This is a genomic window from Amycolatopsis oliviviridis (assembly GCF_014654365.1).
Taxonomy (GTDB): Bacteria; Actinomycetota; Actinomycetes; order Mycobacteriales; family Pseudonocardiaceae; genus Amycolatopsis; species Amycolatopsis oliviviridis.
In genome coordinates, this window is sequence record NZ_BNAY01000020.1 from 1 (window position 1) to 13,583 (window position 13,583).

A 13,583-nucleotide genomic window follows, 5' to 3' on the forward strand; every position below is an offset into this window, starting at 1 on the left:
GGTCTCGCAAAACCCAGGCCTCACGAGTGCTCACCCGCCAGCAGCCACCACATCCAAGCCTGCCAAACCCGACTCGAACACACCCCATTAGGCCTCCTTGAGGGGCCCTGGGTCCCTCAAGGAGGCCTTCACGGACCGGTCATTCCTTGGAGAGGAAGAAGTACGCGTAGCGTTCGTCGAGCTCGTTCCGCGGCACCAGCCGGACCGCGCGCGGGACGAAGCCGCAGCGCCCGGCGAGCTCCCAGAAGCCGTGGATCGGGTAGGTCGTCATGTTCGCCAGGCCGCGCCGGTACGAGCGGCGCCGGGGTTTGGTGTGCCAGTCGCCGGTGTCGTATTTGACCTGGATCAGCGCGAGGCCGCCGGGGGCGAGGAGATCGTGGGCGATCCGCAGCAGTCGTTCGCCGTATTCCGGCGAGGGGATCAGTTCGAAGACGTAGAAGGACAGGAAGACATCGCAGACGCCGTCGATGTCCCCGAGCGCGGACTCCGGGTTGGCGACCTCGATGGCCACCGGCTGAAATGCCGTGTCACAGACGTTCGCGATCTGCCGGTCGCACTCTTCGAGCGAGTCGCGCGAGATGTCGACTCCGATGAACTCCTTGGCACGTGGCGCGAAATGCACCGCGTTGGCGCCCCCGCCGCAGCCCCACTCGATCACCCGGTCCCAGGCGCGCGAGAACCCCGCCATCCGCGCCCCGGCTTCGAACAGGTCGAGGTGTTCCGCGCCGATCCGGTCCCACAGATCGGTGCCCCGGAAGACCGGGGCGTCCCGCCAATGCGAGTCGGCGGCCCATCGCGACCCGCTCGGATGCCGCCAATAGGACTGGGAGTCCGCGGCGATCGTCGAGTCGGGCTGCCGGAGGCCCGCGGTCGTCAAGGCGCGTTGCAGGAGGTCTTCCGCGGTGACGGCGAGGCGTTTGGCCTGGGCGACGGCGACTTCCCAGGGTCTGTTGCTCGTCCCGGTCGAGTCGGATCCTTCTGGCATGGAAAAGCCTTTCGCTGAAGGGGCGCGGACGCGGATACCGGACCAAAGATCCGTGTGGTGCGGTGGTTCGTCACACTTCTCTGGCGAAACGGGCGCGCGGGCCGGGTCGGAAGCCCGTGCCACACAACCATCTTACGGGTCCGGTGTGAGAGACGGTTTCGCGAACGCCTGCCCTGGAAGGCTTCCTGTTGGGCAGTAACCACAGCGCCGGGCTCACATCTCGCGGGGCTGTCTCGTCGGTAGGGCAGAACACCACGACGACAAAGGAGATCACGATGGACGCCCGGCTCGACTACTTCGGCAACCCGGTCGGCGGAAAGTTCATGAAAGCCATCATCTCGGCCAATAAGGGACTGGCAGGCTCGACCTTGCCAGCCACTGTCCAGGAACTGGTGCGGATGCGCGCGAGCCAGATCAACGGGTGCGCGGTGTGCCTGGACATCCATACCAAGGAGGCCGCCGCCGCAGGCGAATCGGCCGTGCGGATCAACCTGGTCGCGGCATGGCGGGAGGCGACGGTCTTCACCGAGGCCGAACGCGCCGCGCTGGAGCTGACCGAGCAGGCCTGCCGGATGGCCGACGGCGGTGAGGTCACCGACGAGACGTGGGCGGCCGCCGCCCGGCATTTCGACGAGGACCAGCTCGCCGCGCTGGTGGCGGTGATCTCGCTGATCAACGCCTTCAACCGGGTGAACGCCATCGTCCGGAACCCCGCCGGCGACTACCAGGCCGGGCAGTTCGCCTGACGCCGCCCGGCGAGCCGGTCCCCGTGTCCTCCGACGCGGGGACCGGCCCCGCTCCGTGCCACCCATCGACAGCTTCGGGAGAAACCATGACCACCACCGAGAAGGAACGCAATCTGGCGGCGTTCGCCCGCTTTCACGACGCGACCAACACCGGCAGCGTCCGCCTCGTCGAGAAGACGATCGACGAGGTCGTCGAGCCGGACGTGGTGTTCCACGCGCCGGTTCCGATGGACGCGACCGGGGCACAGGCACTGAAACAGGTGTGGACGGTGCTGCTTCACGCGTTTCCCGATCTCCGGGTCGAGGCCGAGGACGTGCTCGCGGACGGCGACAAGGTCGTCTGCCGGAACACCGTCACCGGTACCCACCAAGGCGAATTCAGGGGGCTCCCGCCGACGGGGAGGACGGTTTCCTACCGCGAGATCTTCATCCTCCGGTTCGACGGCGGGCGGATCGCCGAGATCTGGGGTGTCGTCGACGTACTCACCCAGTTGCGGCAACTCGGCGCCGTCGCGGCTTAGGCCGTCTCCGTCCACGGCCGGAGTTTCTCGGGATTCCGTACTCCCCAGATGCGCTGGATGTGGTCTTCGGCGATGTGGAACGCCAATACCGCGACGGTCTGCCCGGCTTGCCGCAGCACCAGGCCGGGCCGGCCGTTGACGGTCCGTTCCAGCAGCTCGTGACCGGACGTCTTGTTCGCCAGATCCAGGAGATAGGACGCGACCTGGTCGCGGCCTTCGAGAGGATGGAGCACGGCGCTGACGATTCCTCCACCGTCACCGACGGCCTGGACGTCGGGATCGAGGAGCCCGATGAGTGCTCCGATGTCCTTGGCGTCCCAGGCTTTCTTGAATTCCTTGATCAGGTCCGCCTGCCGGGCGATCGGGGTGGGGGAGACTCGCGCCGCGTGGATGCGGCGCCGCGCGGACGAGGCCAGCTGGCGGCAGGCGGCCGGGGAGCGGCCCACGATCTCCGCCACCTCGGCGAAGGGGTAGCGGAAGACGTCGTGCAGGACGAACGCCACTCGCTCGGCCGGGGTCAGCGATTCGAGCACGACGAGAAACGCCATGTTGATCGACTCGTCGAGCGTGACCCGGTCGGCCGGATCGGTGGCGGGCGGGCGCCCGGTCGTCCAGGCGACCTGTCCCGGCAGCGGTTCGGGGAGCCATTCGCCGACGTAGCGTTCCCGCCTCGCCCGCGCCGAACCGAGGAGGTCCAGGCAGATACGGCCGGCGACCGTCGTCAGCCAGGCGCCGGGGGAGTCGATCGCCTCCCGTTGGGCGGGGGACAAGGCGTACCAACGGGTGTAGGTCTCCTGCACCACGTCTTCGGCCTCGGAAAGCGAACCGACCAGGCGATACGCGAGCCCGATCAGCTGACGACGCTCGCTCACGATCGCCCTCAGGCCCGGGTCGAGAGCGTCGTGCGCCTGCTCGGATGGGTCGTTCATGGGTTCCCGCCTCCCGGGGCTCGTGTGTCGTCCCGGGTACGACGAGAGAGCGCCGCCGGATGTGAGGTCACCTTGGGTTTCGGGGCCAGGCGAGTGGGCTACGCGGTCACCTCGCGGGGGAAGTCCTTGCGCTTGATCTTGGCCCGGCGCCCGTCCGGATGGTGGAAGACGATGCCTTCCGCCGGGTGCCCGGGGGAGAACTGGCTGTCCAGTGTGGCGAGGAAGTCCCGGAGCCCGGCATAGCTGCGCGGCGCCTCGGGCAAGGCCGGTGCCTGGAAGTTGAAGGGGATGCATCGGTGCTCCTCCAGGCCCAGGGGGTTGCCCTGGATGCGGGGGCCGAGCGCCTCGCTCGGGTGCTCTCCGTCCGGCCAGCCGGACACGTCGGTGTTCCCCGCCGCCGCGAGGATCCATTTGTCGTCGGCGGACTCGCTGTCGGTGTCGACGTACCAGCCGTCCACGATGCCCTGCTGCTTCTGTGCCTTGCTCGGGTTACGTCGCTTCTCGACCCGGACCAGCTGACCGGCACGCACGGTCAACCGGATGTTGGTGCCGTCGAGTTTCTCGGTCCCCACCCCGGCGCCGTCGAAGACCCACGCGCATTCGGCGCGAGGTCTGTCGACGACGTGGAAGCGCTCGTCGCGCTCGAAAAGCGTGGGGATCTTCTCCATGACGGTCTTCCCTTTCACGACGTGCCCGACGAGTTCCTCAGGGGTGATGACGCCGCTGGCCAGCCCGCCGGCGAGCGCCCGGATCAACTCCGCCACGGGGACGTCGGCTTCGACAGCCACGTGCTTCAGTGCCTTCTTCTCCTCCGGGGAGATCCAGGCGACCAGCCGCGACCACCCCTCGGGAGGTGTCCATCGGGCCAGCTTCGCGGGGTCCTTGCGCGGACGGCCCCGTCCTCGTGCTTGCTCCACTGTTGAACCGTAGCCATCCGGCACGACTTGTGTCAATTGGCATAACAGAAAATAGTTGGCTGGTGGGGCAAGGTTCCGTGTGCTTGGTCGGCGCCCTCCCCGGTGGTGCCCGTGCCAGGTTGCGCTTGGCGTGATCGCTTGCCGGTGTGCTGGCTGCGGATGTCGTGAAAGCCACTTTCGCAACCTTCAACGTTGTGAAAGTGGCTTTCACAACGCCGCCAGACCGCGCTGGGTCAAGGGGGTCGTGAGTGGCGATTCGGGTTATTTGAGGGGGAAGGCAAAGGTGTCCGGTTGACGTGGCCGATGAGGGCGCGGAGTGTCGCTCAGGGTGAGGGGTGTGTGGAAATAGGGACGTTGAACGTCCCTATTTCCACACACCCCTTCGCGACCGGTCCGGTCACGCGGGACCGTGTGGATTTCCGCGCATCCAACGCACCAAAATCCACACAGTGGGTGCCCCATGTCCGGCATCGCGCAGAGCCACTGACCTGCCCACGAACACGCCACCTCTGCCTTACCCCTCACTAGAACCCGAATCGCCACTCACGACCGAGCTGGGTCCGCTCCACTCACCTACCTGAAGCGCGTGAAGGCCCCCTTCCCTCGGCTCAGCCGAGGGAAGGGGGCCTTCACGGACATGCAGCCTGGACCCAGCAACCACGACACGACCGCCTTGCCGCTCACGAAGGTCGCGCAAGCCTTTCAGTGCGCGCCCGCGTCCTGCAGGATCCGCGCGACGGCCGTCTGGCCCTTGGACCGGGCGTGCGCCAGGGGAGTGACGCCTTCCTTGTCGGCGAGGTCGACGCTCGCCCCGGCGGCGACGAGCGCCCGGACCACGTCCTGATGCCGCTGCCCGCCGTCCCCGAGGATGACCGCCTCCAGCAACGCGGTCCAGCCCAGGTCGTTCACGTGGTCGACGTCGATGCCGCTGGTCGCCACCAACCGCACGTACTCGACGTGCCCGCGCTCCGAGGCGGGGATCAGCGAGACACCGCCGAACCGGTTGGTGATGGTCAGATCCGGCTTCGCCGCGAGCAGCACCTTCGCCATCGGGACGCTTCCCGTGACGCCGGTGACCAGCCACGGCGTGTCGTGCCGCCCGTCGAGCGCGTTCGGGTCGGCACCCGCCTTGACGAGGATTTCGGCGATCTCGACGCGGTCTTCGGTGACGGCGACGAGCAGCGGGGTCCGGCCGCGATCGTCGCGGGTCTCCAGGTCGGCGCCGGCGTCGACCGCCTGCCGGACGAGGTTCGCGTCGGCGGCGAAGAGGTGGCTCACGGGGACTCCTTGACGGGGCGGCTGGGACGCGGTGGACGAGAGCGGAGCGCTCGGTGCCGGTGGAGCGCTCGGAGCCTGCGGTGAGCAGGCACCGAGCACGAGGGCGGCGAGCAGCGCCACGATCGCCCGTCCACCGATCATCAGCGAAGTTCCCCGATGGCGCGCAGGCCCGCCGCGGCGAACTTCTCGTCGAGGTCGCCGCTGGGCGCGCCGCCGACGCCGATCCCGGCGATCGGGCCGCCGTTCACGGCGACCGGCACCCCGCCGGCGAGGAAGAGCGTGCCGGGGATGTCGCGGACGGTCGGACCGGTGCCCTGAGCGTTCTTGTTCAGTGCGGACGTCGGCTGGCCGAACGAGACGGCGGTGAAGGCCTTCCGCTTGGCGGACTCCTCGGTCTGCGGCCCGGCGCCATCACCCTTGAGCAGGACGCGCACGTCACCGGACCGGTCGAGCACGGCCACGGTGACCCGCTGGCCCTCTTTCTCCGCGGCGTCCAGCGCGGCCTGCGCGGCACGGGTGGCGGCGTCGACGCCGAGCACGCTGGTCTGCACGACGGCCTGCGGGGCGGGCGGCTGCGGCTTGCGGTCCTGTGCCTGCGCCGCGCCGAGCCCGGTGGCGAGCGCGACGGTCGCGAGACCGGCCGTCATGCCCAGGACGAGGCGAGTGCGGGGGAGCTTGGCGTTCATCGGATTTCCTTTGCCGTGGAGGGGGTTGTTCGTTCTCCTTCGACTCTCCCGCTTGGCCGGGGCGGGCGAATCGGGAGAGTGGACCCCGATCGGACGCCGTGCGATCGGTACGGGCATCAACCGAACGATTGATGCGGGAGGGCCCTCCTCCGCGCTTACGATCATCGGCGACGAAGGGAGGACCGGGATGAAATCGCAGATCGTGCCGGCCACGCGGCTGAACGCCGCCATGCACGCCGGGTTCTTCCTGCTGCTGGCCGCCTCGGTGGCCAGGTTCGTCGCGGCGCACGGATTGAGCGGCGCCACCCCGCTGATCCTCGTGCTCACCGGCACGCTCGCGCTGGTCTACGTGGCGGGAGTGCTGAGCTGGGCCGTGCTTGGCCGGTGGCGTGCGGTGTGGCTGGCCGCGGTGATCGCGGTCTGGCTCGCCCTGGTGGTGGCCGCGCCGAGTTTCGCCTGGTGCGCCGTGCCGCTGTTCTTCGTCTGCCTGCAGGTGCTGCGCCCGCGGGTCGTGATCGCGGTGGTCGTCCTGCTGACCGTCGCGACCATCCTCGCCCAGCTGAGGATCGCGACCGAATTCGATCCGAGCATCGTGCTCGCGCCGATCGCGGTCGCGCTGATGGCCACGATGACGTTCCTCCAGCTCGACCGGGACAAGGTGGAGCTGAGGAGGACGGTCGGGGATCTCCTGCACGCCAGGATCGACCTCGCGCAGAGCCAGCGCCTTGCCGGGATGATGCACGAACGCGAGCGGCTGGCGCGGGAGATCCACGACGCCCTCGCGCAGGGGCTCTCGAGTATGCGGATGCTGCTGCAGGCCGCCCAGCGGAGCTGGGACACGGATCCGAAGCTGGCCAGGGGGCACGTGTCCCGCGCCGTCGAAGCGGCGGGCGACACCCTCGCCGAGGCGCGCCGGTTCGTCCAGGGCCTGGGATCACCGCGGCTCGACGCCACGGATCTCGTCGAGTCCTTGAAGGATCTCGCCGAGCAGATCGGGTTCGTCGCCATGCACCGGGTGCGTTTCGAGATCAGCGGGGACCCGTATCCGCTGCGGCCCGAGGTGGAGGCCGGTCTGCTCCGCATCGCGCAGGGCGCGCTGGCGAACGTGAGTGAACACGCGAGGGCGGAGGAAGCGGCCGTCACGCTGACCTACGTCGAAGAATGTGTCGTCCTCGACATCCGTGACGACGGTGTCGGCTTCGACCCGGATTCGGTGCGCGCGAGCGGCGACCGGGGGAACGGGCTGAGGATGATCAGGGAGCGGCTCGCCGAACTCGGTGGTGAGATGGTGGTCGAGAGCGTGCCGGGAGAGGGCACCGCGCTCGCCGTCGCCGTGCCCACCAGGGAGATGCGATGACCGTCAGGGTGCTGATCGTCGACGATCACCCGGTGGTCCGGGCGGGAATCGCCGCGCTGCTCGCCGGGGAGCCCGACATCGAGGTGATCGGTGAATGCACCGGCGCCGACGAAGCCGTGCTGTTCGCCGAGGCCCGGAAGCCGGACGTCGTGCTGATGGATCTGCAGCTCGGCGACGGTCCCGACGGCGTGAACGCCACCGAGCGCGTGACCGCCCTGCCGGACGCCCCGAAGGTGCTGGTGCTCACCACTTACGACGCCGAACTGGACATCACCAGGGCGGTGGCGGCGGGCGCCACCGGCTACCTGCTCAAAGCGGGACCGCCCGAGGACCTCTTCCGCGGTATCCACGCGGCCGCGCGCGGCGAGACCGCGTTGGCACCCCAGGTCGCGGCCCGGCTTTTCGGGCATATGCGCGCGCCGGCGCCCGCACTGAGCCCTCGTGAGACCGAAATCGTGCAGCTGCTGGCGGAAGGCCTGATCAACCGGCAGATCGCCGCGCGCCTGTTCATTTCCGAAGCCACGGTGAAGACCCACCTGGTCCACATCTACGACAAGCTCGGCGTCGACAGCCGTGCCGGAGCGGTCGCCGTCGCCACGGAACGGAGGATCATCCGCAACTGACGGGCCGTGCGGTCAGGGCTTGCGGCCCACGGCGGCGACGATGCAGTTGCCCGCGGCAGGCATCGGTTCCGGCCGGGGGCCGGTGGGCCACCACTGGTCGTTGACCACGATGCCCGGGTCCATGAGTTCGAGGCCGTCGAGCATTTCTTCGAGCTCGGCCCGCGTGCGGAAGAAGCCCCGGCTGATGCTCTGGTTCAGGATCGCCTGCACCCGGTGGGCGATGTGGCTGTGCTCGTTCTCCGGGTCGAAGAAGTGCGAGAAAACCACGTAGGACCCGGAGGGGATCGCTTCGATGTAGGTCTGCAGGACCTGCGCCGGGGGCATGCCTTCGGCTTCGCTGTGGTGGTGCAGCGTGGCCACGTGCATCAGGGCCAGCGGGCGGCTGAAGTCGAGCGTGGTGGTGACGACGTCGTTCTTCAGGACCTCGTCCGGCTCGAAGATGTTGGCGCCGATGAGGCGGGTCCGGTCGTTCTCTTCGAGCAGCGCGCGGCCGTGCGCGAGCACCACGGGGTCGTTGTCGACGTACACGACCTGCGCGTCGGGGTTGATCCGCTGCGCGACCTGGTGGGTGTTCTCCGCCGTGGGCAGGCCGGAGCCGCAGTCGAGGAACTGGTCGATCCCCGCCTTGCCTGCCAGGAAGCGGACCGCGCGGGTCAGGAAGGCCCGGTTGCTGACCGCGATGATGTTGACCTCGGGCACGGCCTGGTTCAGCTGAGCGAGCAGCTGCCTGTCGACCTCGTAGTTGTCCTTGCCGCCGAGGGCGGCGTCGTAGGCGCGCGCCACGCTGGGCACGGTCGTGTCGATCCTGTTGGAAGGAAGATCGACATTCCCGGTGTCTTGGGCCACGGCATACCCCACAGGTAATCGGACGGTCACTCAACGTCGGAACGGATGCTACCAGCGAGTCGCTTCCGCTCCACGAAGAGGACGCCGCGGCCGCTACGGAGCCTGGCCGGTTTTCCCTGGGGCGGGACGCAGTTCCAGCGTGCAGCATTTGACGCTCCCGCCGCCCTTGAGCAGTTCCGACAGATCGGCGCCGATCGGATCGAAGCCTCGCTCCCGCAGCCGTGCGATCAGTCCTGTCGCGGCTTGCGGAAGGATGACGTGACGCCCGTCGGAGACCGCGTTCAGGCCGAACGCCGCGGCGTCGGCGGCCGAGGCGATGACGGCGTCCGGGTACAGCTTTTCCAGTCGCCGCCTGCTTTCCTCGGTGAACGCTTCCGGGAAGTACATGATCCTTTCGTCGTCCAGGACGGTCAGCGCGGTGTCCAGGTGGTAGTAACGCGGGTCGGTCAGCGTCAGCCCCACCACCGGTACGCCGAAGAACTCCGCGGCCTCGTCATGGGCCCGGCGGTCGGTGCGGAACCCCGAACCCGCCAGGATCCGGGAACCGGTGACCAGGAAATCGCCTTCGCCCTCGTTGGCCCATCGGGCCTGCCGGACGTCGCGATACCCGTGCTCGGTGAACCATTTCAGGTACGCCGCGGATTCCGGGCGGCGGTGCCGGTGGTGGAAGCGCGCGACCAGCGCCCGGCCGTTCACCACCGTGGCCCCGTTGGCCGCGTACACCATGTCCGGCAGACCCGGAGCCGGATCCAGCAGGTCCACTCGATGGCCAAGGCCGAGGTACAACTCGCGCAGCCCTTCCCATTGGGTGATCGCGAGCCGCGTGTCGGTGGGTTTGCCGGGATCCATCCACGGGTTGATCGAGTACTCGACGTCGAAGTGCGCCGGTCTGACCATGAGATAGTGCCGCATCTGTGTCCCCCTGTGTTCAGGCCGTCTGCAAGGATTTCCGGGTGGCCACCAGCCGTTTGACCAGCTGGTCGCGAATACGGGGCGGGATGTCCGGGGCGAACCGCCGGAGGTAGCTCTCGGCGTGCACCTCGTCGTCCATCAGGAACGGCAGGTCGAAGACGACCAGTTTGCGGATGGCCAGCAACGGGACCGGCGCGCGCAGTGCCTTGAACTTCTCGTTCCACAGGCCGGGCTGGTCGCAGACCGGGTGGAACTGCCCGATCATCAGTCCGTCGTTGACGAACTTGTCCTTCGCCTCGCGTTGCAGGGCGTCCAGTCCCGTCGAGTCGTGGTAGTCCAGTTGTGGCAGCACGAGGAGGATCGTCAGCAGTTCCCGGTCCGCGGGCGAGATCCTCGCCGACAGCCGTTCGTACCACGAGCGCAGGCTTTCGATCGCGTCGCGGACGTCCGTCCCGCCGTCCGTGGCGGTCAGGGCCGCCAGATGGAAGAGTCCTTTGTGGAGTGATGGCTGGGTGTACGGGCACACCGGACCGTTCCGGCCCAGTTCCGGATGCGGGGAAACCAGATAACGGCCCGCCCAGGCCAGGATTTCCCGTGTGTAGGGCCGATGTTCCGCGGGGACGGCGCCGTTCTCGACCTCGGCCGCGGTCCAGATGAGAACCTTGTCGTCGCCGATCATGATCCGATGCTTTGCGCGAAGGTGAAGACGCCGTCGGGGTCGACCCGTTCCTTGATCTCCTCGAGCCGCGGGTAGTTGACGCCGTAGTAGGCGTCGCGCCAGCCTTCGAGATCCGGGTCGATGAAGTTCTGGAAAGCGCCATCGGACACGAAGGGCGACATCGCGTCCGCGAGGCCGGCCAGCCAGCGGAGGTTGGCGTCGACCACGGCGGGCTCGTCGTCCTCGGCCCACGAAGTGTCCATGGAGAGCAGGAACAGCGCGTTCCGGTGGGCGAACGCGGTGTCCCGCACGCCCACCCGGTTGATCGCGCCACCCCAGGAGAACAGGGCCGCACCACCACCGTCCGGATTCCCGCTGCCCGGGAAGCGGTCGACGAACGAGAGCATCGTGGCGATCGCCTCCTCGGGCAGCGGCTCGGTGACGATGGCCGTCCGCGCCGCGAACGCGCCTTCGGAGGTCTCGTGCAGCAGATCGTCCTTGGCCTCCCAGAAAGTCCGGTCCGCGATCTCCATGCGGATCGGCCGGGCGACGGACAGGACGGGGTCGAGGATCTCGCGCACTTCCTTGGCGGGGCCGAAATGCTGCCCGATGGCCGACACGACGCCCTTCGACTCGCCCGCCTTGCTGATGCCGACCCGGGTCGCGAACTCGTCCGGTGCCTTCCGCGCGATCTCTTGCAGCACCGAGAAGACCTTCGGCGCGTCCGCGCGGTCCCACAGCACCACATAGCTGGCGCAGTCGGCGACCGGCGTCGCCTGGAAGGTGAAGGAGACGTTGACACCGAAGTTCCCGCCGCCGCCACCGCGGCACGCCCAGAACAGATCGGCGTTCTCCGTCGCGTCGCACCTCAGCACCTGTCCGTCCGCGGTGACCAGGGTGGTCTCCACCAGCGCGTCCGCGGTGAGCCCGAGCACGCGCGAGGTGGCCCCGCAGCCGCCGCCGAGGGTGAGGCCCGCGATGCCGACCGAGGCGCCGTTGCCCAGTGCGAACGCCATCTCGTGGGGCTGGATCGCGGCGTAGACGTCCGCCATCAGCGCGCCGCCCGCGACCGTCACGAGTCCGGTCGAACCGTTGGCGGACACGGTGTTCAGCGCGCCGAGGTCGATCACCAGGCCGTTGTTGACCGAATGTCCCGCGTAGCTGTGCCCGCCGCACCGGGCGACGACCTCGACACCGGCGTCGCGTGCCCACTCGATGGCCCGTCGCACGTCGTCGGTGCCGGCCACGGACACGACACCGCGGGGGGTGATCCCGGCGAACCGCTTGTTGAACGGCATGGAGGCGTCACGGAACCCGGCCTCTCCAGGACGCCGTACGCGGCCGTCCACGGCCCGGGCGAGACGTCGCCAGTCCGCGTCGGTCAGGCAGCGCGACACTAGCTCACCTCGTCGAGATAGGACACGCCGGTGGCGGCGTGCGGGCCGTAGCGTTCCCACACCTCACGCAGCCGGAGGCGACCGTCCTCGGCCACCTCCGGGGTGTTCACCGTGTGCCCGCAGATCACCTCACCGGTGGCGAGCACCATCGTGTACCCCAGATGCAGGGCGCCGTCTTCCCGCTGGGCGCCGGTGATCGACCCTCGCCGCACCTCGCCGCCGGCGAATTCGGCCCAGACGACATCGCCTTCTTGCCGGTACACGGCCACCGCGTCGGCGTCGCCGCCCGCTTTGCGGAATCTCCGCCCGTCGTAATCAATCATGGGACTCGGCCCGGTCGATCTCGTGGGCGACGAACTCGTCGGACATCGCGCGGTCCCACCAGATCGCGTAGTAGGAGAAATCCTCGTCCCGGTCGTTGACGAGGTGATGTTCGATTCCCGGTTTCAGGAATACGAGGTCTCCGGCCGCGAACTCGTGTCGCCGATCCTCGGCGATCACCGCGGCGCTCCCGGCCATGCCGATGAAGATCTCGTGTTCGTGATGAGCGTGGGACACCGACACGTCGCCGGGGCGCAGAACGCACCAAGCCCCTCGAAACGGTGCTGTCAAACCGTTCCACGGATAGAGCAGCTTCATGTCCAATCCGTAGGCCCGCGTCAGGTTCTCGTGCTCCAGCCTGCGGATGTCCACGACAGCAAGGTCTTGGTCAGTCACATCCCACTCCGATCAGCGTGCTTTCCCGTCCGGGATCCGGTGCTGATCGGAGGCTATGTTCGGCCGTCTTCCCGGCGATAGGGGAACTATTCCCGTTTGCCGGTCAATCAGCCGCGGCCGAGACCGGCGTCCCGCGCCAGCACTATCGCCTGTGCGCGATCGGCCACGCCGAGTTTGCCGAAGACGGCGGAAACGCGGTTGCTGATGGTCTTCTGCGCGAGTGCGAGATCGCGGGCGATGGCCGCGTTCGACTTGCCGGCGGCGATCCGGTCGAGCACTTCCCGTTCCCTCGTGGTCAGCTGGGGAAAAGGATAGGGTTCCGGGCCGAGTGCCGAACGCATCAAGGCGCTGAACCGGCCGGCGATCGCCTTCCCGACGATCGCTTCGCCCGCGGCCACGACCTGGACGCCGCGGATGACCTGATCCAGGTCGGCGCCCTTGATCAGATACCCGCGCGCCCCCGCCTGGATCGCCGATCGGATGGCGGTGTCCTCGTCGACCGCGCTCAGCACCAGGACCCGGGTTTCCGGTGCGACGCGGGAAACCCGGCTGATCACGTCGACGGTCGCGGATTCGCCGAGTTGCGGGTCGATGACCAGGACGTCCGGCCGGTGACGGAAGGTCTCCGCGATCGTCGCGTTCGCCGTGGCCGCCTCGCCGATGACGGCGATGCCGCTGACGTTTTCGAGCGCGGACCGGACCCGGTAGCGGACCGTGGGCTGGCTGTCGGCGAGCAGCACGGTCACCCAGACGGGATCGCCGTCTTCGTCCTCTCTTTCCCGGTCGGGTAGCAGGCTCGTGGTGCGCCGCTGATCGCGACCTCCGGACGGCCAGATACGGGCGGTGTTGCCGATACTTGCGTGATGATTCATTCTTGCCCCCTGTGCTGCCACTACTGAGCCTCCCTGATCGGCTCCGTTCGGTTAAGTGCGATGAGGTGCGCGCTCGACCGTGGCGGGGATGGAACTGGCCGGTCGCGAGACCAGTCTATGTAGAAGGTGTCGAACGGAG

Annotated in this window: 16 protein-coding genes; 4 read left to right on the plus strand and 12 right to left on the minus strand. The window is 68.4% G+C overall.

Going from position 1 to position 13,583, the window contains the following annotated elements; all coding sequences use genetic code 11:
* Positions 1-139: 139 nt before the first annotated feature.
* Positions 140-985 carry a class I SAM-dependent methyltransferase gene (locus IE302_RS42140; protein ID WP_191260076.1) on the minus strand — a complete coding sequence of 282 codons (846 nt, stop codon included), beginning with the start codon at positions 983-985 and terminating at the stop codon, positions 140-142.
* A 275-nt stretch (positions 986-1,260) separates the two neighbouring features.
* Here IE302_RS42140 and IE302_RS42145 point away from each other — a divergent pair, with 275 nt between their 5' ends.
* Together IE302_RS42145 and IE302_RS42150 are read left to right on the plus strand one after the other, a co-directional pair.
* A complete protein-coding gene (locus tag IE302_RS42145) occupies positions 1,261-1,731 on the plus strand; it encodes a carboxymuconolactone decarboxylase family protein (protein WP_191260077.1) in 471 nt (156 codons plus the stop codon).
* An 86-nt stretch (positions 1,732-1,817) separates the two neighbouring features.
* Positions 1,818-2,252, plus strand: coding sequence for an ester cyclase (locus IE302_RS42150; RefSeq protein WP_191260078.1), 435 nt, complete (start codon positions 1,818-1,820; stop codon positions 2,250-2,252).
* On the opposite strand, the gene sigJ is transcribed toward IE302_RS42150, so the two are convergent.
* The 4 genes from sigJ to IE302_RS42170 form a co-directional block, all read right to left on the minus strand.
* Positions 2,249-3,181: an RNA polymerase sigma factor SigJ gene (gene sigJ, locus IE302_RS42155; protein ID WP_191260079.1), complete on the minus strand. Its 933-nt coding sequence runs from the start codon at positions 3,179-3,181 to the stop codon at positions 2,249-2,251. The two genes, IE302_RS42150 and sigJ, sit on opposite strands and share 4 nt — an antisense overlap.
* A gap of 98 nt (positions 3,182-3,279) precedes the next feature.
* Positions 3,280-4,098 carry a DNA ligase-like domain-containing protein gene (locus IE302_RS42160; RefSeq protein WP_229908355.1) on the minus strand — a complete coding sequence of 273 codons (819 nt, stop codon included), beginning with the start codon at positions 4,096-4,098 and terminating at the stop codon, positions 3,280-3,282.
* A gap of 702 nt (positions 4,099-4,800) precedes the next feature.
* The gene (locus IE302_RS42165; protein ID WP_229908356.1) at positions 4,801-5,517 is read right to left on the minus strand and encodes an ankyrin repeat domain-containing protein; all 717 of its coding nucleotides are present in this window, start codon (positions 5,515-5,517) and stop codon (positions 4,801-4,803) included.
* Complete coding sequence (locus IE302_RS42170) at positions 5,517-6,062, minus strand: GlcG/HbpS family heme-binding protein (RefSeq protein ID WP_191260080.1); 546 nt, start codon at positions 6,060-6,062, stop codon at positions 5,517-5,519. Before IE302_RS42170 ends, IE302_RS42165 begins: the two co-directional genes overlap by 1 nt.
* 187 nt (positions 6,063-6,249) lie before the next feature.
* Here IE302_RS42170 and IE302_RS42175 point away from each other — a divergent pair, with 187 nt between their 5' ends.
* Complete coding sequence (locus IE302_RS42175) at positions 6,250-7,419, plus strand: sensor histidine kinase (RefSeq protein ID WP_191260081.1); 1,170 nt, start codon at positions 6,250-6,252, stop codon at positions 7,417-7,419.
* Positions 7,416-8,042 carry a response regulator gene (locus IE302_RS42180; RefSeq protein WP_191260082.1) on the plus strand — a complete coding sequence of 209 codons (627 nt, stop codon included), beginning with the start codon at positions 7,416-7,418 and terminating at the stop codon, positions 8,040-8,042. Before IE302_RS42175 ends, IE302_RS42180 begins: the two co-directional genes overlap by 4 nt.
* 12 nt (positions 8,043-8,054) lie before the next feature.
* On the opposite strand, the gene IE302_RS42185 is transcribed toward IE302_RS42180, so the two are convergent.
* The 7 genes from IE302_RS42185 to IE302_RS42215 all read right to left on the minus strand — a co-directional run bounded on the left by IE302_RS42185 (position 8,055) and on the right by IE302_RS42215 (position 13,444).
* Entirely contained in the window at positions 8,055-8,888 is an 834-nt protein-coding gene (locus IE302_RS42185) for an SAM-dependent methyltransferase (protein ID WP_191260083.1), read from the minus strand.
* A 93-nt stretch (positions 8,889-8,981) separates the two neighbouring features.
* Complete coding sequence (gene ddaH, locus IE302_RS42190; RefSeq protein WP_191260084.1) at positions 8,982-9,800, minus strand: dimethylargininase; 819 nt, start codon at positions 9,798-9,800, stop codon at positions 8,982-8,984.
* Between the two features lie 16 nt (positions 9,801-9,816).
* On the minus strand, positions 9,817-10,479 hold the full coding sequence (locus IE302_RS42195; RefSeq protein WP_191260085.1) for a DUF6875 domain-containing protein: 663 nt from the start codon (positions 10,477-10,479) through the stop codon (positions 9,817-9,819).
* Complete coding sequence (locus tag IE302_RS42200; protein WP_191260086.1) at positions 10,476-11,855, minus strand: FAD-binding oxidoreductase; 1,380 nt, start codon at positions 11,853-11,855, stop codon at positions 10,476-10,478. Before IE302_RS42200 ends, IE302_RS42195 begins: the two co-directional genes overlap by 4 nt.
* Positions 11,855-12,178: an avidin-fold protein gene (locus IE302_RS42205; protein ID WP_191260087.1), complete on the minus strand. Its 324-nt coding sequence runs from the start codon at positions 12,176-12,178 to the stop codon at positions 11,855-11,857. The genes IE302_RS42200 and IE302_RS42205 overlap by 1 nt, the downstream gene beginning before the upstream one ends.
* Positions 12,171-12,572 carry a cupin domain-containing protein gene (locus tag IE302_RS42210; protein WP_191260088.1) on the minus strand — a complete coding sequence of 134 codons (402 nt, stop codon included), beginning with the start codon at positions 12,570-12,572 and terminating at the stop codon, positions 12,171-12,173. Before IE302_RS42210 ends, IE302_RS42205 begins: the two co-directional genes overlap by 8 nt.
* Before the next feature lie 107 nt (positions 12,573-12,679).
* Positions 12,680-13,444: a LuxR C-terminal-related transcriptional regulator gene (locus tag IE302_RS42215; RefSeq protein ID WP_191260089.1), complete on the minus strand. Its 765-nt coding sequence runs from the start codon at positions 13,442-13,444 to the stop codon at positions 12,680-12,682.
* Positions 13,445-13,583 lie beyond the last annotated feature (139 nt).